Consider the following 24,474-nt stretch of genomic DNA (forward strand, 5'->3'; position numbering starts at 1 on the left):
TTTCGCTTAAATCATCGCTTAGTTAATTGATCCATGCCGGGCAGATCAGGCTCACCGCGGAAGTTGATAATATTATTAAATTTCTCGATGCAAGTTTTGCTACTCTTATCGCAGCCGGCGACTATAGTAAACTCATCACCTACATTAATAACAAAAGGCATCGGTAAAACTAAAGTGATGCGACTATTAATAAAACTTTTCACTTCCATTTGTAGACCAATATTTTTGCCTGTTTGCCAGCTGATATAGCCATAAGTAAACCAATCGTTTTGCTGTATTAATTTAGCAGAAGTAAAAGTTTGTCGGTCGATTACTTCGGTAACTGCTGCCTGCACAGTAAAATTTTCCTGATCTAAATTAAACTTACAACGCTGATCCCCTAAATTTGTCCGACAATGAGGCAAATAGGTTTCACACATGGTTTGCGATAGAAACTGCGTTAAGCCTCTAACTTCTGCATGAAATAGGTTTTTATTTAATGTTACTTCGCCTAAAATTCCGCACTTTTGAATTATTTTACCGCTTTCAGGTAGCAGGTAATTTACTAAAAATATTTCCACTTCGGCAAAATCATATTTACCGGCTAGCAAATCTATTTCCGTTATTTTATTGTCGTGAAATTGTCCCGCTAAATCGAGATTATCAACCGCCATATTACTATTGCTTTCTACATTGGTCGGCGTAAAACCTGCTATTGAGTCGTATTTGATCTCATCAACAAATAAAGCCTGGTCGTGATCGGTAAAAGCAAAAACTTTGTTATCTTTGCGTGTTAATTTCCAGCAAGTGGCAATAGTAGTTACTTCTGCGCTTAAATGATTCTTAAGCTGCGGGCTTAAATTCCTCATATTCTAACTTCAACTAAAGGAATATTGCCCCATGACCCAACCGCGAAACTATCTATTGACAAGTCAAGCTGATCGGTATCGAATCTTACCGGCACGTCAAACTCAAAATCGGCGGTTATTTCTTCGTCATTTTTTGGTGCTAAATTAAAACTTACTCCACCGGTTGTAAAATCAATATTAAATCCTTGATTTATAGGCAAAGAATCTATATAGATTTTACAGAAATTATTATTTACCGGTTTATTTATAACTCTAGTATATTCATAATTGCCGCTTGAATAATGTTTAACTAGTTGAAACTCTTTTTGTTCACCATTACCTTTGCCTATTATTTGATGAACAGCTTTATAATCCGACCAATCTTTATAGCGAAAGCCTATTGCTCTGCCTCTTCTTGACCTAAAAAACGCTATTAGCTGCTGCCATTGTTCTTCCGTTTTTATACCGCTACTTATATCGTATCTAGCCCGTGCCTCCTGCCAGTTAATATTACGCTGCTCGTGTCCGCTAAAAGTCGTAACGATGTCGGTTGAAAACATCGGTCCCCCTTCGAGCCGTAAGATATTTCCGGCGGAAACTGTATTTCAGCAAAAGGATTAATCATATTTTAAGAGTATAGAATGCTTATAGGTTACGCTTACTTCTGGAAATTTGCCTTGCCATGTCGGCGGTAATTTGATTACGGCTTTGATTGAATGAGGCAATATCGGGCGTTTGAATATTCATATTTACAACTATATTACCCCCACTTGCTCCGGCTGCTTCTAAATTGCTAAAAGGGACTATACTACCGATTGAATGCGGAATAAATAACTCCGGCTCGCCGCCGTCACCGACAATATGGGCTTTGCCTGGTTTTACAGTACCGCCTTTTGCAAAGAATCCACCAAATGTAGAGCCAAGCCCTGATAAAAAACCACTGGCATTGCCGCTTTTATTGTTACTACCAAATAATCCGCCTAACATTCCACCCTTGCTGCTTGTGCCTATTATATCCTCCTTCAGCGTCATTTTTAAAATATCGCTTTGAAGTTCCTTAAAAAAATCACTGCAAGTTTCCTTTAAACTTTTAATATGACCGCCTGCACCAAAAGCAGCATCGGCGAAATTATCAATTAAACTATTAGCTCCGTCTTTAGATTTTTCGCTGATTAAATCAAATACGCCTTTACTATGCTCGCCGAATTTATCAAGCTGCTCTTCACTTTGTTTTAAAGCTCTGTTATAGGTCTCTTGATCGATTAAACCTTGTTTTAGTAATTTATTTAGCTTCTCGATTTGAGCGTTATGTTTTTCAAGCGGTGTTCTGGTTTGCTCGAATATTTGCCTAGCATCGCCTAACATTTCATTACTTTTGCTCATAACTGCTATTTCTTCTTTTTTAGGAAGATTTAATTTTAAAGTCTCTATTACCCTTGGGGATTCAAGTGCTTTATTATGTTTCTCTGCTGCTTCCGTACTTTTATTAAACCATTTTGTTAAAGTCACAAGCCCTGCAACTGTACCGGTGATTGCTATAGCGGTTAAACCCAAAGGATTTGCCGTTAAAGCTATTGTAAAAGCTCTTACCGCTGCAGCAGTAGTTACAAACCATGCAGCTAATTTCAGCCCTAAAATCGTTGTAATAGCAGTTATAATAAAAGTAATTGCCGGATGACCTTCACGCACCGCTTCAAAAAAGCTCGTTACAAGCGGCAATATCGGCACTAAACAGGAGGTTATCAGGCTTATCAGCACCGTCTGTAATTTATTTAGTTCGCTATTAAATTGTGCCATTGCGGTGCATTCTTCTTCAGATAAAGAAACGCCTAGTTTTTGTGCTTCTTCCCGCATTCGCTGAATTCCTACCGCTCCTTGCTCAAGAATCCCCGTTAAAGTGCTACTTTCAGAACCAAATAATTTAGCAGCAATAGTAGCTTTATCTGTGCTATCTGTTAACCTTTCAAACTGCCCGGCTATTTTCTCTAATTGCTGATCAGGGCTTAGACTAGCAAGTTCCTTAGCTGACAAACCTAAGGCTTGCAAAGCTTGTTTTGCTTCACCGCTACCTTTTGCCGCTTCTGTAATTCTTGCAGACATAACAGTTAAGCCTGACGTCAGGCTATCAAACTCCACCCCGCAATTACTAGCCACATATTTTAGTTCCGATAAGCTACGAGTCGACATATCAAGCTTTGCTGACAATTTGCCGATCTGCTCCCCGCTATCAATTATTTTCTTAAGTGCATGGGTACTAAAAGCCGCAGCAATAGCCGTGCCGATTCTACCGAAACCAAAACTAAGCTTATTTGTTAGTTCTTGTAGTTTTTTAAAGTTTTGCCTAATTCTGCCAAAAGCTTCCCTAGTTTTATCGATACCCCGGAACGTTACCCTGACTTCCTTGTTTGTCACTTCCTTAATTTATTCTGTTTTTCTTTTTTTATCTTAAAATAAGCGAGCCAATAATTCCATTCATCTACTGTCATTTGCTGGATTTCCATAATTGTTTTATGTAGTAATTCCGCAAGTGCAAATTGGTTAAATAACATTGGCTCGTTTATTAGTTTTTTTCCGACATCTCTAAATCGCTTTCACTCATAATATTATTAGCAATTCTGATTAAAACATCAGGGTCACAACTACGCATTAATTCAGGCTTATCAGCTCTACTAAATAAGCAATTGCCTTCCTTATCTTTAGCTTTCATAATTAAAGCCTCAACCATCAACCCTAAATCATCCTCTTTAGCCATTTTGTATAAGCGATTCTTTTGAGCCAAAGTTAAAGGGGAACAGTAAATATATAGCGGATTATCCCCGTCCCCCCATTCCGGGACTTCAATTATTTTGATTTCCTTAGCGTCAAAATGTGCTTTAACTCGATCTATAATTTTCTCTTGCATATTAACCTTCAGTTTTAGTTAGTATTTTGTTTTAATTCGCCGTTACCTTGAAAGGTAAAAGAGCTTTCAACTAAGCCGTCAAATGATGCTTGCCTTGAAATGCCGGTAACAATTGCATTGCCGTTAAAATATTTGCCGTTATTATCGCCTTCAGGATAAAGTCGTAATTCTACAGTATTGCCGATAACAAGTTTACCTTGCCCCTCTAAATCTTCCGTATCCCAAAACGCATCAATCGAACCTGACCAGCTTTTAATAGTTGCTTGATTCTTCCGCCACTCCGTACCGATAACACTAGCATCCACAGTGTCGCAAACTTCTTCCAATGACCATGATTTTACCTCCATAATTTGCTTTTCGCCTATTTTGACGATCCCTTCCGATCCTGCATGGGTTGACATTTTCTTTTTCCTCCTTTTTTAGTTAATTTTTATATAATAATTTCCGGCTTGTCTTCCTTGGTTCTGTAACTCACTGAAAATGTCAATGTTGCAACCGCTACAGGCTGGTCACCATCAGAATTAATATTGATGTCGGTTGACTGTAAGCGGTAATCTTTGCAGAGTTTTTTAAGGATAATGCTATTTGCAACTAACCGCTCAATTTCAGCCGCTATATTATCAACCGTTATATTAGCTTCTTTTGTTGCTTTGGCGTAGCACTCGACGATTATTTTAACTATTCGATCTTGTGAGCGTGGCGGCGTTATGGTGTTTGTCGTAACTTCTTCATTGATTGAAAAAACAATAATCCCAGGTAATGAAGTAAACTCCATTGTATAAAGTCTACTATCAAAAACCTTGTGACCGACTAAAGTTTTACCTTGCAACAACTCTATAAATACTTGCCTTATTTTAGTTCTTGCATGCATGATTTAGCTTTGCCTCTCAAGTAATAAACTAGCAAAGCCCGTGCCGTCGGGTTTGATTGCCACAATGCGATAATTTCGGTTTCTTATAGTCAGCAGATCTCCATACTCAACTTCTACAATATCATCCTCAGCACATTCAAATATTGGCTTACTACTAGCAACTCCACTCATGCCGCTATCAATATCAAAATACTCCTCTGCCATAATGCCCTTAATTACATAAGGCTCACCGAATGCCGGCGTTAAAACTGCATTTACGGCGAATCCTTGCTCAACATCTAAAAACTCGCTAAAATCTTCTTGAAATGCCATAAATGTTATTTCCTCGCCACGGCGAAAGATTCGGCATGTCTAATAGCGATGTCGATATCTTGCATAAGCCTTATTCTTATGCCGCCGCTAGTACCTAAAGCGTATGGATCCACTAGTACGTCTAACACGCCCCATTGCCCAATAATTAGATCGGCGAAGTTACCGAATAATAAAGTATCTGCCGGCATTTGGTTAGTCGTGCCGACTCGGTAGCCGTTAAGATAGCCGAATCCTGCCGCCGCGCCTCGACTTTCCCAGATAAATTGTGCCGTATTTTCAGCTTTTTCCGTTTGTTTTAGGTGACCGCGTAAGTTAGCGTTACATAAATAACCAAGCGTACCGATATCGGCATTTTTGGAGGCTAACGCGCTTTCTAAATCAACAATTTTATCCCAATCAATTTGCTCTTCATCGGCAATAGTTACTTTGTTTATATTGTGGTTCAGAATGCCCAAAGGCTCTGCTCCTAGCCCGTTTCCCATTATAGCTGCTCTATCAATCTCAAGTGCTATAGTCGTTGCTAAATCATCCCGCACTAAATTTTCAATATCGGGACTTGCTTGTAATATTAATTTGCGGCTGAAATCGGTATAAGCGGCAATGCTTTTAGGCGATAATGTTACTTGTCCGAATATTTGCTGCGAATGCTGTGGTGCCTGTCCTTCTGCTACCCAGAAAGCAGTTGCACCGCCCGTTTGTTTAGGTATTGCTATGTCGCCTTGTAAGCCGCTCATAACTTTTGCGCCCATTTGCTGCACTAACATTTTGTTACGTAATAACTCGATAAAGTTACTGCTTAAATAGTCCGTACCTACTAAATAGCCACCGGCAATATTGGTTAGTTTTTGCAAATCTCTTTTTTCTAGCATTACGTCGAGCGGAATAAAAAAGCTAGCCGGTTCTCGCCCCACTCGTTTTGCTATTTCAGTTGAAGCGTCACGCTCTAACTCTGCGCCTTTCCAGTTGCCGGCAACTGCTGCTTTAATTGCTTTAAGTATTGAAAAACTACGGGCTTCCCGCTCACTCATACCGATTATTGTCCGGTCGGGTGAAGAGGTGGTGATAGTAATAGGGGCGGAGCTTAGATTTTCTAAAATCTTCTGCCTAAAAGCATCTAAACTTTTACCTTCACGGATAAATTCCATTGCAGCTGATTTCATATTATGCTTATCACCTAAAGCTAATATTTCACTTATTCTAGCAGTTTCATTTTGTCTGACATCTTTGGTAATTTGTTCGGTATTAACATTATTTATTGTTCTTACTTCATTGATAAAATTATTTGCTGTATTTTCAGTAGTTATTTGTTCATCTGCCATTTTACTTCTTACTCCATATTTATAATTAATTGTTTTCTTTGGTTCTTTGTTATCTTGCTTTTCTTTAGCTCTACCAATGCCGACAGTCGGATCGGCAGGAATTGAAACAACTGATATCTCTAGAGGTTCCCAGGTCTTTATTCTAAATACTGCCGCTTTACTGCCTTTTGCTTCTTTTTCTAAAATTATATCGGTTTGTAGATAGCGATATCCCACCGAAATATTACTCCTAATTCCGTCAAGCACATCCTGGTAAATGCTTTCAGCTAAGGCACTTTTACTAAAACGTACCTTTGCCCTAGCTTTGCCGTCACCTGTAAGCTCGGCTGCCTCAATGACGCCGATTTGCTTAGTAGTATCGTGGTCAAGCAGTAGCGGCGCACTACCTGAATTAAGCCAATCTAACTGCACGCTTCCGTGTTTATGGTCAAGTATTTCAAGACCGTAAAATCGTTCTGCCGGTTCTTCACTAGAAAAAGTAATCCAAAATCGGCGATTCCTTGTTTCTTCGATATTAAGCACCGGCATATTAGCATAGCGCCTCTCAATTATCCCTCGAACATTTAAATTATTCATCTGTTTCATCATTTGTAATTTCTTGTCGGTCATTAGTTTCTTGCTCCTTATTTAAATTTAATCCGTATTTTTTAGCGAGTTCCTCTTCAAAAACTATTTGTTTAAATAGCTCTTCAATGTCTATTCCTTGATCGGCTACTATTTGGCTGCGGCTTCGAGTTTTTTGGTCTATTGCAATTTGATTAGCGTGATTGTCTTTTAACGGATCAACCCAAGCCCAGCCGCGAGGTCGCCATATCGGTTTGTTGTAACGATCAAATTCACCTATCGAGATAGGGATTTTGTTGTTAGTAATCGCCATTAACAACCAGCTTTCAAATATCGGATTACAAAAATGTTCTATCAGCCAGTTTTGCAGCATTCGCCAGCTATCGCGATCTTCTAAACTACCGTGCCTGATTGATGAGAAATTGACATTTTCTAAATCATTTGCAAGGGTGGCGTAGGAAATATCAAGACCGCTAGCAATGCCTCTAAGTATTGACTTCTCAAAATCGGCAAAACTAGAAGTCGGATGGTTTGGATCGAATAATTTAACATCCATTCCCGAAGGTAATTGCTCAAAAATTCCCGGTTCTGCTTCCATTAGTTTATTGCCTCGCCCGTCATCACTACCTAAATAACCGCTGCCGTCCGGTGAGACGAAAAAACCCATTTTGGAAGCTCCGACCCTTGCCGCTACTAGCTCCGCCTCTTCATAACCTGCCAGCATACGAAGCCTTAACATTGCGCTATGCATCCAAGGCACGCCTCGACTTTGCGAAGGGCGATCGATTATAAAAGCGTGGATGATTTCACCGGCAGGGATTCGTTGATATTTTTTATTTTCTCTGCATTTAAATAGCTCGCCAGGATGTGAAGTAAGTAGATGATAAGCAACGGGGCGATTCCATTTGTTAAACTCAATACCCATTCTTATATAAGAGCCATCCGTTAGGGTTTTATTTAGCTCTTCGTCTAAATGATCGGCTTCGATAAATTGCAGCGCAAAGCCAAACCCATTATCAAAACCTTTAACGAGCCGGATAATTACTTCGCCGTCTCTAGCTACGGATTCCAAAAACAAACGCTGGCAATCAATCCAGGATAACCTGCCGTCGACGGTGCAATTATTTTTTTTACTCCAGCTTTCAAATTGCGCCATTATTTGGTTATTTATACCGCTTAAGAAATTGCCGCTATTGTCTACGGCTCTAACCTGTAAACGAATCCCGCTATTACCTATTACATTCGTTGAAGTGCGCTTTAAAAACCTGCGGGCATAATCGTTATTAATACATAGCTCTCGTGACCTATTGCGCAGTAACCGCAAACTCTTATAAAGCTCGGCGTCGGCAGACAAACCGCTTGTTATCCAGTCACTAGTGAGCCTATTTATATTTGCGGCGCTATATTGGCGTTTTACCGGCGGTGGACGCTTGAATAGATTAAATAAATTGGGGAATTTCATATTAAGTAAAAATCGTCATAGCGAGGAGGCATTGTTGCGTGGATACCTGCAACGTCATTGCGAGCCGCTGCAAGCGGCGTGGCAATCCAGAAAATAATAAAATCCCTAGTATTCTTTACTATTTTTTCCTGGATTGCTTCGTCAAAACTACGTTTTTCCTCGCAATGACGATGGAATATTTAAGGATTACCGAATCTAACTTTAATAAGGTTGCTACTGCTAAACCCTTTATTAAGCTGTTCTTCTTGTAAATTTCTAGCATATTCAGCTTTATAGATATCTCGCCATTTTAGTAACTCTGTCGGACTTAATCGTGATAGGCTTCTGCCGCTAATCGAGTAAGAAAGCTGATCTCGACTAGCTTTACCAAGAATCGTAGCCTCTAATGCATCGAGTACCTGTTTAACATGACTACGACCGTCGTAAGAATCAAGCAAAGCTAGATTAGGCTTAATGACAAACTCGCCGTTTTCTAGCACATATTGCATTTCTTCTTTGATAATTCGTGACTGCCACCAATAAATAGCCGGTTTATATTTGCTAGTATCTTCAGAGCTTAAACGAATGATATAGTGGACTTCCCGGGCTTCCGCTTTAATTTCAAATCTATATTCAAAATTACGGAAGCAATAAATTAACTGCCAGCCGTCTTTAGGTGGATAATTAACTATTTCTTTCTGCCACTGCACAGTTTCACCGACTGTAAAGCTTGTAGGTTCAATATTTGCAATAGTCATTTTATTTATTTACCAGTTCTTAACAAAACCGCCTATTCGGGGTTTTCTTAGCGGAATATAGGAAGTAAGTAGCTCTTCTTTTTCTTCTTTAATTTCAGGCTTAGCTTCTTGCATTTTATTTGCCAAAACTTCTAAATTAGGATTTAATATATGCAGTGCAGCAAGCGCATAAACTCGGCAGTCTAAGGCTTCGTTACGTCTGCCGCTAGGTTTTTCCCATTTACGAACAGGAAAACCTTTATTATAACGAGTTACGCATTTCTCGGCTGTTAACTGCTTAAAATATTGCTCATCATAAATAGCCGGAAAATGACAATAACCGCTACCGGGTTCTGTAATTTTAAGCCTGCTGTAAATCATTTCTTTTGCTGTATCCGTGCCGATGGAAAATAATTTAACTTTCATTTTATTAGCAATCGAAGGACGGCTTACTAAACCCTTTCCGGTAACAGAAGAACCTTTAACGGCAAATATTCGCCGTAGCTGTCTTTTTTTGCAGTAAGAATAAACGCTTTGCGTATGATGTCCCCCTGAATCGATACAAACGCAAGTGATACGTAATTTAACGCCTATATTATTTTCTATTTGTTTTTCTAATATATTATCTAAATCATCCCATACTTGATTTTGTGCAGGGTCGCCGTAAATTACTCGATAATCAAGTGACCAACTCTCTTCTCCTATCCCGAAGCCGACTATTTCCATTTCTAGCCGATCATTTTGTACATCTACGCCGGCAGTAATTATGACAATTTCTTTTGGAATTAAAACGCCCCAATTTTCCTTACGAGAAAGTAAATTAGTCTCATCAACGCTGTCGCCGCTTTCTTCCCATGTCTCACCTAAACTAGTATTTACCCAGGTTTTAAGGGTTTCGGGCATTAGCTTTGCTTTCAGAAACTCACAGGCTATTTTACTCCAACTAACCCATGGGGAATAAAGCTCGCTTAAATGAAAGCCTGCGACATTCCCGCTTATTCCTTCAGCTCGCCACTCGCCATTTTTTAGCATTTGTTGTTTGTCTGTATCTTGCAAAATACAATTATTTATTTCACACACATAATAAGCTTCTTCAGGCTTACCTTCATCCCATTTAACTTGTGACCATTTTAGCGTTTGATACTCATTGCAATACTTGCAAGGTACGTAATAACGCCTTTGATCACTCTGTAAATATGCTTGTTCAATTCGGCTTAAATCTTTGATGGTCGGGGTGGAGGTTAGGACTATTTTACGATTCCAGAAGGTAGTAGCTCTTTTTTTAGCTAGATTAACGGGATCGCCTTCAGCTCCGGCACTTGCCGGATATCGATCAACTTCGTCACAAAGTACTATTCTTACAGGTCTACTTGCCAGGGAAGACGGTGAGTTACTACCCGCCATAGTGATATGACCGCCTGGAAATTTTTTATATAAAATCTTATTGCCGGAATCTCTACTTCGTGGGTCTTTAACTAAATTCTTAAATACTTCACTGTCCCGTAGCATGGGCGAGAGCCTATCAGTTGACCAGCTTTCCGCTAGCTTCTCGGTCGGTTGCACTACTAGCATCGGTGCGGGGTCTTGGTGAATATGAAACCCCACTATATTATTGATGATTTCCGTTTTACCCACTTGAGCTGAAGACATAACAACAATCATCTCTATTTGCTGATCATTCAGTGCATCCATAATAGCTTGTTGATACGGGGCTTTTGCAGTTTTCCAACTTCCAGGCTCTGCGCTTGCTTCACTAGATAGCTTGCGATAACTATCAGCCCATGCTGATACTGTCAGTTTCGGCGGCGGTGCTAACTTGCTGCTGATTGTTCCCGTTATCTGATTCTTCTTCCGGCTCATATTTGCTAAGCTCTAATAACGCCTCGTATATCTCTGTTTCTAATATTTTCTCAATTTCTACAAAATTACCGCCTGCTTCGGCAAGTGATCTGACTAATTTAGTCGGTAATGCCAGCATCTTTGAACGAAAGGCTAATACTAAATTACTCCACTCAAATTCTACTTCAGACACTTCCATATATTTACTTTCCAATATTTGTACTTCAAGCTCTGCCTTATCTGCTTTCGCTTTTATAAGTCGAGATTTTTCTGCATGCTGATCAATTGAATCAGTCCCTGTTTTACCAAATGCTCGTTGCTGTAAATATTTAACGTATTTTTGAGTACAAGCTTTTAAGTCATATTTTCCTTTATCGGGTTTAGGTATAACTTTATCTTTTACCAATAATTGTATTCTTCTATCGGTTAAATTTAACCATTCTGCTAATTCTAAAACTGTGTATTGAGTCATTTTAACCTTGAAACCGTTATAAATTATAATGCTTTGTAAATAAAAAAACGAAATCGCTTATTTTATTCTGCCGCTAGGGAAGGTGTGGGGTGGGGCGTTACCCGCAAGCTAAAAGGGCAGGAAGTACCTTTTGTTTTATTTGGCGGTGTCTAATGCATAATTAAAGCTCTCGGTAAATACTCTATCAAACTGCTTGTTAAACGTTGATACAGCCATGTTCTTAAAGCCAAAGCGGGGTTTAATATTAGCCTTGGGTGTTAGGGTGTATAGACGCTGTAACCGCCCAGCGCCAAGCCGTCTGTATATTGATTTACCGAGCTTAAAGATATTCTTATTACCTTCTTCTTTCCTTAAAGCATTAGAAGCCCGTAGTTTCTTTGGTACATTAGCTGTTGGAACAGCAATCAGTTTGCCTGAATAAGGTTTTTTTATGCCGCCTTCTTCTTGGATACCCGCAAAATGCGCTCTAGTATAAACTGCGGAACTCCGTATATATTTGGTTGCAAACTCAACTTTTATACCGGTTCTTTGGTGCTTGTCCCACCATTTCTTGCTATTATTGAAGATGCGCGGAATAGCCTTGCAAATTGTTTCTTGCGATAATACCGCTATTTTATTTAAAGCAAGGCTTGTAGCAAACGGCAACTGCTTTTTCTCTAGGTCATTCATATAACGCTCAAGATGTTTGATATTGTTTATTACTGCGATCTCAAAACTCATATTCCGAATAGTTCCTCAAGTGATACCGGTTTATATTTAGGAGCTTGTAATAAAGCGGCAATGCCTATTATCACTCCTTGATTCCCAAATTCTGCAGTTGTAGTTATTACCGGTTTAACATAATTTTTAGCTCCGATATAACCCATCATAAACCTTGTGTTAATGTCGGGAGCTGCTTTTAGCTCAATTATATTGCCGTGATTTTGTTCGTTACTTACTACTTCTTTATCACTGCAATCTACAAAATTAGCCTCTTTATCGTTTGAGTGTTGCAGCTTGATTTGTATGTACCGATCATTATTTAACTGACCGCTTGAGGCTCCTACTAACACCAAAAAAGTTAAGCTATCAAATCCGGCTGTTTTTACTGCTTTTATATCATCTTTATTAGCATTAATTGCTATCGGCGGTAATAGTTGCTCTAAATCGCTATTACTAACTTCTTCCCTAATTATTGCCATATTAAACCTTGCCTGTTGCTCTACTAATTTTATTCTTACAGATTATTATATACCGAGGTTTTCCTGATAGCAATAGGGGGAAAGGCACTAGTTACTTACAGTTATAAAATTTTCTCTTAAAACCTTTTTACTTAGCTAAACAACCTGCAAAACTAATTACTGCCGGTTATATTTTTTAGCGTTTTCCTTACCTTTTACCGATAATTTTTGGTAGATTTCAACTAAATCATCAAGAGCTTCACGTAATCTGGTTGTACCTGCTCCTTTAATCCATTGCGGTATTTGCTTCAATTCAAACTGCCGCATTGGTAGCTCCTTCAAGCAAAAATGTTCAATGATTTCCTGCGATTTCCTGTTTAGACTACCGAATACCAGCTTGTGGCTATGCAGTGCGTCTAGTTGCCTTTCAACCCTGTCGGAATTATAGCCGTTCTTGATCTGCTTAATTCTCTCGGCGTTAATCACGCTGCCGCCTGTTCGTAAGTTAAAAGCTCGCTCATAGTTGCTCACTAACCGATCAGCTGCCCTAAACTGCTCGTAGCTGATACCTCGACATCTATCAAGCGTGATACCGTTTTTTATATCCTCTGCATGGCAGCGGTAAAATTTCGCTATCGGTCTTTTGTCGTGTTTTGATATTTCTGTCGTTTTTGCTATTTTCATTTTTGCCTCCATGATTTTTTATTGTCGTGTTTAATTTTCATAAATCCCCCTGCGCACGAAACCCTAATACTGCGTATAAAGACTTTTATAGTCCTATACTATAAGTATAGGGGGGTTATTTCCCAAACTTGAAATACCCCCTTTAAACCCTAATAACTAATAGGCTTGTAGCGGTTCCAAACTTGATTTTTTGTAAATAAACATTCCGTAAACTTGAATCCCTTTAAATCCTTGATTCTCTGCGGGTTTTGAGAGATTGAAGTTTACGGCTTATTTTTTACATTCCGTAAACTTGAAATTCCTAGTTTGCCTTGTTCTCTTGCGTGTTCCACGGCTTTTTTCATTTTTATTAATTTCAAGTTTCCAAGTACTCCGTAAACTTGCCGTAAACTTAACTGTAAACTTCAAGAAACCTTATATATTAGCCTGTTCCACGGCTTTCAAGTTTACGGATCACACTTTAAACTTGGTTTTCGGTAAATTCTTTATATTCAATTTCTTCTTTATAAATTTTCCAAATTTCAGAGTTTTCTACCGGATATAATTCCTCGAATTCATGATGTAAATAATGAGTAGGAAAAACGTTTTGTATCTTGCCGCGTTTTTTAACTAGCTGCATATTTTCAAAACACATTAAACCATAATTAGAGGTACATTTACCAAAACCATAATCCATAGTGTTTTTAAAAAACTTTATATAGCCTTTTCGTGTTAAAACTTTAATTCTCGATCTAATAGACTCTCTGCTACCTAAAGCCCTCTCACTGTCAAAAGCTTCACAAAAAGCACTAACTGAATACGCACGTCCTTTTTGTGCTTCTTCTTGCAAAATATCCATAATAAGCTGATCTCGGCGGTCTCGTTCGGCATTAAGCCTTGTACTGTAATGTTGATTAGTAACCGGTATATTTAAAGGATTTACTTCAGTCCATAAACCGTTAGTTTTATTAATTATCTTAGTAGGAATATTTTTGCCGTTACGTAGCTCAAATATTAGGTGCTTGTTATCATTTTCCGGTTCAGGCTTATACAGCAATGCTCCGGTAGTGTAGTAACCTCGCAAGCTACTTGCACCGCTGAACGCTTGGAACGGGTCTTCCTCAAACTGTGTATGTGTTATTTTTTTAGTATGATGAACTAAAATAACGCCGGCATTAGGATTTGTTTTATTTCGGAGTACGTCAATCCTATTTTGCAAAAAAAATATCATTGCCTGGTTTTCATTTTCCGTAGCTCCGTCTCTACCGCCGTCAAAAACATTGCGCAATGGGTCAATTGCTATAATATCGGGAATTATGTTTAATTTTTCCTTAATATGCTCGGCTACGGCATTTGTACCGCTCTCGTCTAACAACACCTTATTACTGTGCGTAGTATATAAATTATCTTGCGCCTTATCTATTAACTCCTTAGATAATCGCATATTTTGTAATCTCTCACGCAAATAATGGTAATCTACCTCGGTCTGAAAATAGAAAATCTTTAGCGGCTTACTAGGCTTGAATCCTAAAAATTCTACACCTGCCGCTAGATGCACGAATAACGATAATAAAAAATCACTCTTGCCGACTTTTGGCGCACCGCCGAAAACAAATAACCCTCCAGGCGTTAATATACGTGGTGCTATTAAATCCTGCGGCAATTCACTTTGATCGTCTAAAAAAGCCCTTAGCGAAAAGCTTTTAATTGCTTTAGCATTATTAACAGCTTCTAGTATTTTCCGAGGCTCGCCGTATTTCTTTAAATGTAATTTCCATAAGCCGTTAACCTCTTGTTTTATTCTTTCTAGAGACCAAGAAGGAACAACATTGGCTAAATTATAACTATGTATTTCCTCCAAGGCTTGCGCTTCGGTAATTAATCCATCATGAAGGCGGCGCAACCAGTAGCCTATTATCCTGCTTAATCGGTTGAAACGGCTAGCTTCACCGCTGCCGCCTTCATACACTTTGCTTGTCAAAATATTATTAAAAGGTAAGGAAGTATTGTTAATGTTTGGTAAGTTTTTAGTAAAATTCTGGAGATCTAAAGTATTAACGCCAATTAACTTTTTAACTCCCTCTACTAATTCCTCAAGCGTATACTCTATACGACTATACGACCTAATTTTAACAAGCTTCGCAACTCCGCCTTTGTAATAAACCGAGCCTGCTACCCTAATTGGTTGATGCGCCGATTTAAAGCTTGTATCACCGCCCACGGCTAAAGCTATTTTGTGCCTTAGCTCTAGCAATTGTTTTAACTCCTCACCGCTCGCAGCCTCCATTAATTGCCAATAAACATGCAGCTTAGTATGTCCCTCGCTAGTCATACCTCCCGACTCAACAACCATGCTAGCCTTACCTAAAGCGTTTTCAAGTAATGCTAACTTGCTTTCGGTATCCCCGTCGTCAATATCGATTAGCAGCACTTGCATTTGTAATATATCGCCGCTAGAAGCTTGCCCGTGTTCTGCAACCGCTCCAGGAATTACGTAAAATGCCGTTTGTCGTTGGTTTGTTGTCATAGCAAAATTTAGAGCATTAACAGCCATATCGTCATTTGCTTCAATCCAAATATTAGCAGGGGGCTTATTAGTTCCGCCCCCTTTCTCTTGAAACGATCGTAACGGAATTAATCCGTCTAAATAACCGAATACCATCCAAAAATAAGCCTTAATATCATCTTTTACGGGTAAGATTTCACTCACGGCTTAATCCCCCCAGCATTTAGTTTGATAAGGGCATATTTTGCAGTCAAAAACCTCCTTACTACTAAAGCCCCTAGGTAATGTTTCCCCCGCTTCGGTTGATTTAATAATATTAACAGCCTTATCGCTCATCCTCTGTGCTAATTCGGTATCAAATGGGATAAGCTCATGATATAGTTCCGAAGTATCTTTATTAATTGCCGTGAATAAACAAGGATTCTTGGAAATACCTGTAATAGTCTCTTCCATATAAGCCTGATAAAGAGCAATTTGTGCAGCATATACGGGCTTAGATAATACTAAACCCTTATTAACTGTTTCCCGCCAGTTTTTGCCGTTCATCGTTTTAACCTCCCATAGCATCGGACAAGGTAACTTTAGCGTCAAGGTCAAAGGTATTCCCGTAATAATCCCGTCGACATGTCCGGCAATCTTACCGTGTGCCGCCTTAAAGCCGAATTGCTGCCCGTTTTCGTCTCTAGTATCAAGTCTAAACCCCGAAAATCGTAACCATCTAATGGCTAGCTCCTCGAATACATGCCCCGTTTCAAAAATACGTAAGGTTTGACCGTCAAGGGGGTAGCTCTCGTTATTTTCTGCCGCCATATACTCATATTGCAACGCCCGAGAGCAAGGCATCCCCAAACGAGATGCCCCTAGATATTTACGTGCCGGCTCCATTTGATGCTTAAACCATAACCCCATATCTATATGTTTATTTACTTGCTCCGTTATTGCATTTAAGCTGACGTTTTTGTGATTAAAATTCAACATAATCACCTCCACTCTGCTATATCAGTTATGTCAGCGTTGTTATCCATAAACTTTGCATAATCCTTATGGCTTGGGTCTACAGCAACTTTAATTACATTCTTCTCATGCCCCAAACTGTCAAGCTCTATATCAATCTTAGCTACAAACTCTAATCCGTCTAATTCGCTAAAATCGTTAATCTTGCGAGCTTCTTGTGCTGCTACTGAATCGTCCTTATTGCTAAAACCTCTGGCAGAGTTAAGAATAGAGCGAATAACCCCCCTACCTATATCGCCCCAGCTATTATTGTTCTTCTCACTATAAAGTCCGATCATGCTCCAAATTTTCCGCTTAGCATATTCACCCGACAAAATGGTAAATTCGCAATCTAAGTAAATCGCTCCGCTTATATTGTTGCGAGTAGCATAACCGCCTATCCAGCCTTGAGCTTCATCGTTATAACCGCCGCGTTTTATTCTAAGATTTACCTTGGCTATTGTCCCTTTCGGGATTAAATCAAAGTTTGCTTGATTAGTCGCAGTATTAAAATCGTAATAGTTCATAATGTTACTCCTTAATTAATTGTTGTTTTTAAAAGCTCGTCATTGCGAGGAGCGTAGCGACGTGGCAATCTAGTTTTAATTTTATGAGATTGCCACGCTCCCTTTAGTCGCTCGCAATGACGACGGGTTATGTGATTTGATTTTGTCCATTAAATTACCCAAATGCGGCGGCTCGATCATTTCCAGCTTCCCCGACCGATCTTTAGCAGGGTAGCCGTAAGGGTTTAAAGTGTGATTGATGAAACTCCGAGATTCCCCGTTTTCGGTTTTTACCTGTGCCATAGTAATAACCTGGTCAACTATTCCGGGTAACTCATTAGCAGTTTTGCTGCCGTCTATCTGCAAGCCGAATGTCCGACGATTATATTCGTCTTGCTTCTCTTCCAATATCCCGACAAACCAGATATTTTTATTTCTGGCATGTTGTAGATGCGTTAGCCAGGTGATCATTTCTTGACCGTGCAAGCCGTACATACTCCGCATGTCCTCCTTGCCGGTTCTCTCGCTAACGGCTTGCGGTTGAGATTTACACCATTGCAAACATAAGCGTCCTGCAAACGTTATGGAGTCAATAAAGATAGTTTCGTATTTATCAATAGCGGCAGAATCCCCGAACCTACGGCAAACATCTTCATAATGTGCTTTGCCATAAATGCCGTTGTCCCTAACAGAAGGATTAGCACCGCCGATAAATACGGCAAAGTCTCTACATTCCTGCCATGTACGAGGTCTAACAGAATCACCTTGCCAGCCTTCTACGGCTAAATCCCCAGCCTCTAAATCAAAGAATAAAGTACTTTCAGGCGGCAAAGTCCACAGTAGGCTTGTCTTACCGATGCCGTACCCCCCGAAGATACAGCCCTTAATGCCTCGCTTCTCTGCTAAACGTTCGTCGGCGCTAATAATCGGTAATTTACTCATAAACTACCTCCTCATTTAGCCCTTCCTTATCTAATCTAGTAAGCTTATAAACAGGATTACCGAGTCTAATTATTCTGGCTGGTAGCAGCATATCCTTAAATACTTGCGATAAGCTGTTATATTTAGCTTCCGGCACGTGATAATGAACTTCAATATAGTCCGATAACTTTCCCCCTCTGGCTAGTATATTGCCGGCAATTTTACTAAGTACGCTTTGCTGCCACTCAACTTTTTTCGGTACGTCGCTAGTTATCTTAAAGCCTTTATCCTCATAATGAACAACACCGGTATCCTTCTCTAAATACAGGCGTTTATTTTGTATACGCGCCTCATATTTAAGAGCTATTGCCGATTGTAGCCATTGTTTGAGCCGCTTAGCTTTTTCTAGCTCTTCGGTAGCTTGTACTAAATGCCGGTGTAAATCTTCAACGTCATATTTTGCTAGTAACCCGATCGGCACCTTTAAAATGTCGATGATAGATTTTAAACCCAACAAATTTGAAGGGAGCGGAATGGTGTTTTTACGTTTTAAGAAATGGTTAGTAGACCTTAAGAATAGTGAAGGCGGCTTTGATGAAGTTTATTTTGAAGCGGTACGCAGTCACAAAGGAATAGATGCCGCTCATAAATACGGCGGCTTTCTTGCTCATCTAACGGCTTTTTGTGAACATCATCAAATAGCTTATAAAGGCGTGCCGGTCGGTACTATCAAGAAACATATCACCGGCAAAGGCAACGCTAATAAATATGACGTAATCGATGCAATAAAGGATAAAGGTTTTAACCCTGTAGACGATAACGAAGCCGATAGCTTGGCTTTAATGGATTATGTTTTAGTAAAATACAACAACGGAAAACTATTATGACAAATACAGAAATAACATATGAAAATGCCCATAACAAAGCTCACTTAATTATGCAAGATAAACGCAGCAGTGAGGAAATATATAACTCAATTTTAGAAAAAATAAGGAAAATGTACAACAATAAATTACCTGAAGCTGAAATACACGAAGCAGCAAGAAGATTAATTGAATTCATGAAAATTATTATGGAGGTACAAATGCGTTTAGAAAAAGAGAAAGAAAATAATAAAGCGAGTTGACTTTTTCGGGGAGTTGAGTATAAAATCATAACTGGAATAGCTGCAAAGCTTTTCTGGGGTGTAAGAACCTCTATCCTAAGCGGTAGTATCTGCCGTATAAATGATATAAACCCTCGACCCTACGGTCGGGGCGATTTTGGTCATGTTCAGGGTCTAAAGTGCAAACTTTAAACCTAAAAGCCATTATAACTGTCTTAGGCGGTTTTCTTACCTCCCCGGCCACCATAGGTTAATAAATTCTGTGGTGGTTAAAACTTAACTCAATAAGTTTAATCAAAACGGGGTAAACCAAAATGACTAACAATAACAAAGCAATAATTTTTCTAAAAGCCCTTTCAAATTCTGCAAGTCGCAAACATCGACAAAACCTCATTACTGACTACTGCCACCGACATAATTTTACATTGTTAAAAATCATAGAACATAAAGGATCGTTTGATTATCCTATTTTACATAAATTAATTGATGAGATGATGTGCGAGCCTGTCGGATCGGTTACTGCCCTAGTTGAAGATAAATTATTAAATATCCCTCATAGTATAATACTTTTTTCAGTACTCGGTACTTTATCGCTAACCAAATTAATAAAGGTTGATATCTACCGAAAATCTAGCCAAGAATTAAAACTTTATAACTCGGATTTTCCTCAAAACGACTTGTTAAGCGTTGCTGCGTTTGTTCTTAAATATACCTTGGAATGTTATAAAGGCAAAAATACAAAACAGGAGGTAAAATAATATGAGTAATAAAGCAATAAAAGCAATAATATTGTCAAGGGTATCATCTAGAGATCAAGAAGACGGTTATTCGTTAGAAGTACAAGAAGATAGATTAGAAAAATATTGTGAACGAAAAAATTTACAAGTTATAGAGCGTTTTAAAATAGTTGAGTCATCAAGCAGAGGTAATCGTAAACAGTTCATGGAAATAATAAAATGTATAAAAAAACAACGTGAGCCGATAGCACTTATTATAGACAAGGTAGATCGTTTACAACGTAGGCAAACCGAAACACCAATACTAGATGAGCTTATAAAACAAAGTAGATTAGAACTACATTTTAATAGTGAGGGGTACGTTATTGATCAAAATGCAAGTTCTCATCAATTTTTTATGTGGGGAATAGGAGTTGTTTTTGCTAAATCTCAAACTGATTTATTAAGTGAAACTGTTAAAAAGAGTTTAAAACATAAAGTGGAAGTATACGGGGAATGGTTTGCATATGCTCCTTTTGGTTACTTAAACGCAAGGGATGAAAGAGGTAGAGGGGTAGTAGTACCTGATCCTATTAATGCACCTATAATTAAAAAACTATTTGAAGAATATGCAACAGGTAACTATACTCTAGGGCAATTAGTAATCAAAGCGAAAGCATGGGGTTTACGTACTAAAACAGGGCAACCTATAGCAAAGTCAGTGATTCATAGGCTAATACAGAATCCTTTTTACTATGGTGAAATGCGCTTTAAAGGGGAAATATTACCACATTGTCACGAAACTATTATTACTAAAGAAACATTTAAAGCATGTGAGGCTGTTAGAATGGGCTGGAATAAAAAACCTTTTCAATATCGAGGTAAAGAATTTTTGTTTAGAGGTATATTTAAATGCGCTGCTACCGGTAGAGTAGCTACCTCATACACTAGAACTAAAAAATATAAAAGCGGTAAAGTATCTGAATGGACATATTTACGTGTTTGGAATCCTGACGACCCTACAAAAGAGATGTTAGTACGTGAGGACGAAGTAATTAGACAAATTGAAGAGATACTGAAAGGCTTAAAGATTAAAGACCCTAAAATTTTACAAGAAACTATGGACTATTTAAAATGTATCAATAGAGGCAGAGCTGATGAAATGAGCGGTGAAGTAAAGGCATTAAGAGAAGAACATACAAAGATTCAAAATAAGCTTGATTCGTTAGTAGATTTAGTAGCAGATGGTGTTTTAACTAGAGAGGAGTTTTTACGTAAGAAATCGCAATTAAAAGAGCGTCAATGTGAATTAAGCGAGTTAATTAAGAGTTATGACGGTATAGACGATAAGCTTTCCAAAAAGCTTTTAGATTTTATAAATGTAACGACAAATGCATACGAAATTTTTAAAGGTTCGACAATTAACGAAAAAAGGGAATTTTTAAATTTTATATTCTCTAACCTAAGCTTGAGAGGCGAGAAGGTGCATTACCAACTGGCTTTTCCCTTCGATAAACTGCAAGAAGTAGCCAACTGTCCCACGTGGCGGAGAGAGAGGGATTCGAACCCTCGATACAGTTTGACCCGTATAACGGTTTAGCAAACCGTCGCCTTCGGCCACTCGGCCACCTCTCCATGCTTTCGGCTTTACTTTATACCATTTAACTATTGAAATTTCTATAATTATTTTATAATTTTCATTACTTATTTAAATATTATTCATAATCATGCTTGGATGATTCTGTAGAAGTTTCGCCCATAGCACATATTGTCGTATCATCATAACACCAAAAAACAGGTAATCCTTTCCGGCACTCTAAATGATCAATTAAACATTCTATAGCTTCAAGCTTTGTCGTATTTTTACAAATATTAAAAAGTTGTGTGGTTATGTGACAAATAGAGTCAGTGTCATCTTTATATTTATCTATCACGGATGTTAAGATTTCAATTCGCTTTTCTAAATCAAGAGAGATAGAATTTAAAATTAATAACTTTACTATTTTAAATTTTGTTGCATCGTTACAAATATTAAAAAGCTGGGTTGACAACTAGAATCAGTATCACCTTTATATTTATCCATCATATATGTTATGGTTATGGTTTGCTTTTCTAAATTGCGAGAGATAGAGTCTGAAACCAATGATTTTATTAAGTTAATTTAAAAGTTTTATAAATCAGAAGTTACTAAAAAATTTTGTAATTCTTCTAAATTACTTATATTACTTAATTTAAATGGGTAATTAGTTTTTTTAAGCATGTTTATTAGTATATTTCCGGCACCTATTTCGACTATATTCGTAACCTGTAATTTATTTAATTGTTCGAGAGTTTCTCGCCATCTTACTCGACCGCATATTTGCAAAATTAGATTTTGTTTAATTTGATTAATATCCGTTACCGGCTGAGCGGTAAAATTTTGTATCACCGGAATAAGCGGTTTATTAATAACCGTTTGATTTAACGCAATTTGCATTTTCTCCTCGGAAGGCTTCATTAAACTACAATGAAAGGGTGCGCTAACTTTTAATTTTATAGCTTTATATCCCAAATCCTTGACTATAGAGATAACTTTCTCGACCGCTAGGACTTTACCGCTAACCACTATTTGACCTACTATATTATCGTTAGCTATTTGACATACGCCGAATTCACTTACCTCTTCGACTATTTGCTCAAGCTCCTTTAAATTAATATTTATGCAAGCCGCCATAGCCCCCTCCCCTTCAACGCATGCTTCCTGCATTGATCGGCTTCGTACGTTTAGCAATTTCGCCGTATCCTCTAGGCTAATGCTACCTGCTGCACATAATGCCGTGTATTCTCCTAAAGAATGACCGGCAACGTAACTACATAGCTCATCAATATTTTTTTTCGTTTGCTCTTTAATGACATTTATTATTGCCATGGATACAGCCATTAATGCCGGTTGTGCATTGATAGTTAGTGTAAGTTTATCCAAGGGACCGTTAAAAATAATATCTTTAAGTTTATGCTGTAATACTTCATCGACAATATCAAATGTTTCTCTAGCTATTTTAAAGTTATCGTAAAACTCTTTGCCCATCCCTACTATTTGCGATCCTTGCCCGGGAAAAATAAACGCTGTGTTCATAATTAATTATCTTGAAGGTTAATATAGTGACATTACGAGAATTAGCCTTAACCTGTCAATTATTTTAGTTATTTTTGAGCTTCTTAAATGCTTAACTGTTGCTCAAAATATAATTGTGAAGACAAACGGGCGTTGTTGCATGGTCCGATAAAAGCAGCAGTATGTTATTCTAGCTAAAGGCGGGAATCTAGACTTTTTCTTATCATGCTGAACAAGTTTTGCGCATCTTTTTTAGTAGATCCTGAAATAAATTCAGGATGACTTTTATACTTTTTTCTAGATTCTCGCCTGCGCGGGAACGACATCAAAAATTTGAGCCATGCAACAACGCTTAAAGCAGAAAAGTATCACACTTCTGAAAGTTTTTTTGCTTCATCATCCGCTACTAAAGCTTCGATGAATTCATCTAATTGACCGTTTTTTACTATTTCTTCTATTTTATAAAGGGTTAAATTTATTCTATGATCCGATACCCTCCCTTGCGGAAAGTTATAAGTACGGATACGCTCCGACCTATCACCTGAACCGATTTGACCTTTGCGGGTATCTGCTCGTGACCGGTCTTTTTTACGACGCTCTTCTTCGTAAATTCTGGCTCTTAAGATTTTTAACGCTTTAGCTTTATTTTTATGCTGGGATTTCTCATCTTGCAATGCAACGACGATACCGGTAGGGAGATGGGTAATTCTGACTGCCGAATCTGTCGTATTAACATGCTGCCCTCCGGCACCGGAAGCACGATAAGTGTCAATCCTTAAATCTTTCTCTTCAATTTTAATGTCAACTTCTTCTACTTCGGGAAGCACTGCAACCGTTGCAGCGGAGGTGTGAATCCGACCGTTTGATTCGGTTTCCGGTACTCTTTGAACTCTATGAACGCCGGACTCAAATTTTAATTTAGAAAATACGTCTTTGCCCTTTATTGAAGCAGTGGCTTCTTTATAACCGCCGATGCCGGTATCGGAAATTGACAATATTTCAAAACGCCATTTTTTTAACTCGGCATATCTTTGATACATATTAAATAACACTGCCGCAAAAAGCGCGGCTTCCTCGCCGCCGCTTCCGGCTCTCACTTCGATAATAGCACTTTTACTATCGGCTTCATCTTTCGGCAAAAGGGCTATTTTTACCGCTCGTTCTAATTTAGGAGTCAAATCCTCCAAACGATTAACTTCATCATTCACCATTTCATAAGTTTCGTTATCTAAGCCTTCTTCTAACTTAAGTTCCCGCGCTTGCTCTAACTCCGATACGGCTTTATTATATTGTGTAATTTTCTCAACTATATTTTCAAGTTCCGCATATTCTTTAGAGGCTTTAACAAACTCTTCCCCGACTATACCGGTAGATAATTTTTTGGATAATTCTTCGTATTTATCCAAAATCTTTGCTAAATTATCAGAAAAACTCATATATCTTTTGTTGTTAATTATCTGTAGATTGTGATTGTAGGCGGAGGATTAAAAAAACATTGTCATACCGTGACTTGATCACGGTATCCA

The 24,474-nt window shown here is 38.4% G+C and carries 28 protein-coding genes, 1 tRNA gene and 1 pseudogene; 4 read left to right on the forward strand and 26 right to left on the reverse strand.

The features are described from left to right. Positions 1-11: 11 nt before the first annotated feature. From AAGD64_RS07570 to AAGD64_RS07670, 21 genes are all read right to left on the reverse strand, one after another. The gene (locus AAGD64_RS07570) at positions 12-848 is read right to left on the reverse strand and encodes a DUF2163 domain-containing protein (protein WP_341792968.1); all 837 of its coding nucleotides are present in this window, start codon (positions 846-848) and stop codon (positions 12-14) included. Then, entirely contained in the window at positions 845-1,387 is a 543-nt protein-coding gene (locus AAGD64_RS07575; protein ID WP_341792969.1) for a DUF2460 domain-containing protein, read from the reverse strand. The genes AAGD64_RS07570 and AAGD64_RS07575 overlap by 4 nt, the downstream gene beginning before the upstream one ends. A gap of 85 nt (positions 1,388-1,472) precedes the next feature. After that, positions 1,473-3,239, reverse strand: a complete 1,767-nt coding sequence (locus AAGD64_RS07580; protein ID WP_341792970.1) for a hypothetical protein — start codon at positions 3,237-3,239, stop codon at positions 1,473-1,475. Beyond that, complete coding sequence (locus AAGD64_RS07585) at positions 3,236-3,376, reverse strand: hypothetical protein (RefSeq protein WP_341792971.1); 141 nt, start codon at positions 3,374-3,376, stop codon at positions 3,236-3,238. Before AAGD64_RS07585 ends, AAGD64_RS07580 begins: the two co-directional genes overlap by 4 nt. 11 nt (positions 3,377-3,387) lie before the next feature. Continuing rightward, positions 3,388-3,729, reverse strand: a complete 342-nt coding sequence (locus AAGD64_RS07590; RefSeq protein ID WP_341792972.1) for a hypothetical protein — start codon at positions 3,727-3,729, stop codon at positions 3,388-3,390. A gap of 14 nt (positions 3,730-3,743) precedes the next feature. After that, the gene (locus AAGD64_RS07595) at positions 3,744-4,130 is read right to left on the reverse strand and encodes a phage tail tube protein (RefSeq protein WP_341792973.1); all 387 of its coding nucleotides are present in this window, start codon (positions 4,128-4,130) and stop codon (positions 3,744-3,746) included. 29 nt (positions 4,131-4,159) lie between these two features. Beyond that, on the reverse strand, positions 4,160-4,600 hold the full coding sequence (locus tag AAGD64_RS07600; RefSeq protein WP_341792974.1) for a hypothetical protein: 441 nt from the start codon (positions 4,598-4,600) through the stop codon (positions 4,160-4,162). A gap of 3 nt (positions 4,601-4,603) precedes the next feature. After that, positions 4,604-4,912: a hypothetical protein gene (locus AAGD64_RS07605; RefSeq protein ID WP_341792975.1), complete on the reverse strand. Its 309-nt coding sequence runs from the start codon at positions 4,910-4,912 to the stop codon at positions 4,604-4,606. A 5-nt stretch (positions 4,913-4,917) separates the two neighbouring features. Beyond that, complete coding sequence (locus tag AAGD64_RS07610; RefSeq protein WP_341792976.1) at positions 4,918-6,840, reverse strand: phage major capsid protein; 1,923 nt, start codon at positions 6,838-6,840, stop codon at positions 4,918-4,920. After that, a complete protein-coding gene (locus AAGD64_RS07615) occupies positions 6,800-8,257 on the reverse strand; it encodes a phage portal protein (protein ID WP_341792977.1) in 1,458 nt (485 codons plus the stop codon). The genes AAGD64_RS07610 and AAGD64_RS07615 overlap by 41 nt, the downstream gene beginning before the upstream one ends. 179 nt (positions 8,258-8,436) lie before the next feature. After that, complete coding sequence (locus AAGD64_RS07620; protein WP_341792978.1) at positions 8,437-8,994, reverse strand: hypothetical protein; 558 nt, start codon at positions 8,992-8,994, stop codon at positions 8,437-8,439. A gap of 9 nt (positions 8,995-9,003) precedes the next feature. Continuing rightward, on the reverse strand, positions 9,004-10,833 hold the full coding sequence (locus AAGD64_RS07625; RefSeq protein WP_341792979.1) for a phage terminase large subunit family protein: 1,830 nt from the start codon (positions 10,831-10,833) through the stop codon (positions 9,004-9,006). Then, positions 10,748-11,284, reverse strand: coding sequence for a hypothetical protein (locus AAGD64_RS07630; RefSeq protein WP_341792980.1), 537 nt, complete (start codon positions 11,282-11,284; stop codon positions 10,748-10,750). The genes AAGD64_RS07625 and AAGD64_RS07630 overlap by 86 nt, the downstream gene beginning before the upstream one ends. Before the next feature lie 135 nt (positions 11,285-11,419). Beyond that, positions 11,420-12,004, reverse strand: a complete 585-nt coding sequence (locus AAGD64_RS07635) for a hypothetical protein (RefSeq protein WP_341792981.1) — start codon at positions 12,002-12,004, stop codon at positions 11,420-11,422. Beyond that, positions 12,001-12,465, reverse strand: coding sequence for a hypothetical protein (locus tag AAGD64_RS07640; protein WP_341792982.1), 465 nt, complete (start codon positions 12,463-12,465; stop codon positions 12,001-12,003). The genes AAGD64_RS07635 and AAGD64_RS07640 overlap by 4 nt, the downstream gene beginning before the upstream one ends. A 156-nt stretch (positions 12,466-12,621) precedes the next feature. After that, on the reverse strand, positions 12,622-13,128 hold the full coding sequence (locus AAGD64_RS07645) for a hypothetical protein (RefSeq protein WP_341792983.1): 507 nt from the start codon (positions 13,126-13,128) through the stop codon (positions 12,622-12,624). 460 nt (positions 13,129-13,588) lie between these two features. Then, positions 13,589-15,817 (reverse strand): AAA family ATPase, encoded by a 2,229-nt coding sequence (locus AAGD64_RS07650; protein ID WP_341792984.1) that lies wholly within the window; start codon positions 15,815-15,817, stop codon positions 13,589-13,591. A gap of 3 nt (positions 15,818-15,820) precedes the next feature. Continuing rightward, the gene (locus AAGD64_RS07655) at positions 15,821-16,591 is read right to left on the reverse strand and encodes a hypothetical protein (RefSeq protein WP_341792985.1); all 771 of its coding nucleotides are present in this window, start codon (positions 16,589-16,591) and stop codon (positions 15,821-15,823) included. Between the two features lie 2 nt (positions 16,592-16,593). Continuing rightward, on the reverse strand, positions 16,594-17,133 hold the full coding sequence (locus AAGD64_RS07660; RefSeq protein ID WP_341792986.1) for a hypothetical protein: 540 nt from the start codon (positions 17,131-17,133) through the stop codon (positions 16,594-16,596). Positions 17,134-17,214: 81 nt separating this feature from the next. Further along, the gene (locus tag AAGD64_RS07665) at positions 17,215-18,054 is read right to left on the reverse strand and encodes an ATP-binding protein (protein WP_341792987.1); all 840 of its coding nucleotides are present in this window, start codon (positions 18,052-18,054) and stop codon (positions 17,215-17,217) included. Then, the gene (locus AAGD64_RS07670) at positions 18,047-18,514 is read right to left on the reverse strand and encodes a hypothetical protein (protein ID WP_341792988.1); all 468 of its coding nucleotides are present in this window, start codon (positions 18,512-18,514) and stop codon (positions 18,047-18,049) included. The genes AAGD64_RS07665 and AAGD64_RS07670 overlap by 8 nt, the downstream gene beginning before the upstream one ends. 7 nt (positions 18,515-18,521) lie before the next feature. Between AAGD64_RS07670 and AAGD64_RS07675 the strand changes: the two genes are divergently transcribed. From AAGD64_RS07675 to AAGD64_RS10635, 4 genes and pseudogenes are all read left to right on the forward strand, one after another. Next, positions 18,522-18,920: a hypothetical protein gene (locus AAGD64_RS07675; RefSeq protein ID WP_341792989.1), complete on the forward strand. Its 399-nt coding sequence runs from the start codon at positions 18,522-18,524 to the stop codon at positions 18,918-18,920. Then, complete coding sequence (locus tag AAGD64_RS07680) at positions 18,917-19,159, forward strand: hypothetical protein (RefSeq protein ID WP_341792990.1); 243 nt, start codon at positions 18,917-18,919, stop codon at positions 19,157-19,159. The genes AAGD64_RS07675 and AAGD64_RS07680 overlap by 4 nt, the downstream gene beginning before the upstream one ends. Before the next feature lie 293 nt (positions 19,160-19,452). Continuing rightward, the gene (locus AAGD64_RS07685; protein WP_341792991.1) at positions 19,453-19,896 is read left to right on the forward strand and encodes a hypothetical protein; all 444 of its coding nucleotides are present in this window, start codon (positions 19,453-19,455) and stop codon (positions 19,894-19,896) included. A gap of 1 nt (position 19,897) precedes the next feature. Continuing rightward, positions 19,898-20,635 (forward strand): annotated as a pseudogene (locus AAGD64_RS10635) (recombinase family protein); the annotation flags it as partial. A gap of 762 nt (positions 20,636-21,397) precedes the next feature. On the opposite strand, the gene AAGD64_RS07690 reads toward AAGD64_RS10635, so the two are convergent. The 5 genes from AAGD64_RS07690 to prfA all read right to left on the reverse strand — a co-directional run bounded on the left by AAGD64_RS07690 (position 21,398) and on the right by prfA (position 24,384). Next, a tRNA-Ser gene (locus AAGD64_RS07690) sits at positions 21,398-21,489 on the reverse strand. An 80-nt stretch (positions 21,490-21,569) separates the two neighbouring features. Then, positions 21,570-21,905, reverse strand: coding sequence for a hypothetical protein (locus AAGD64_RS07695; protein ID WP_341792992.1), 336 nt, complete (start codon positions 21,903-21,905; stop codon positions 21,570-21,572). A 119-nt stretch (positions 21,906-22,024) separates the two neighbouring features. After that, positions 22,025-22,969: an ACP S-malonyltransferase gene (fabD, locus tag AAGD64_RS07700; RefSeq protein ID WP_341792993.1), complete on the reverse strand. Its 945-nt coding sequence runs from the start codon at positions 22,967-22,969 to the stop codon at positions 22,025-22,027. Between the two features lie 173 nt (positions 22,970-23,142). Beyond that, positions 23,143-23,274, reverse strand: coding sequence for a hypothetical protein (locus AAGD64_RS07705; RefSeq protein ID WP_341792994.1), 132 nt, complete (start codon positions 23,272-23,274; stop codon positions 23,143-23,145). Positions 23,275-23,316: 42 nt separating this feature from the next. Next, positions 23,317-24,384: a peptide chain release factor 1 gene (gene prfA, locus AAGD64_RS07710; RefSeq protein WP_253308574.1), complete on the reverse strand. Its 1,068-nt coding sequence runs from the start codon at positions 24,382-24,384 to the stop codon at positions 23,317-23,319. Positions 24,385-24,474 lie beyond the last annotated feature (90 nt).

The sequence above is a fragment of the Rickettsia endosymbiont of Ceutorhynchus obstrictus genome (assembly GCF_964026565.1).
Taxonomy (GTDB): Bacteria; Pseudomonadota; Alphaproteobacteria; order Rickettsiales; family Rickettsiaceae; genus Rickettsia.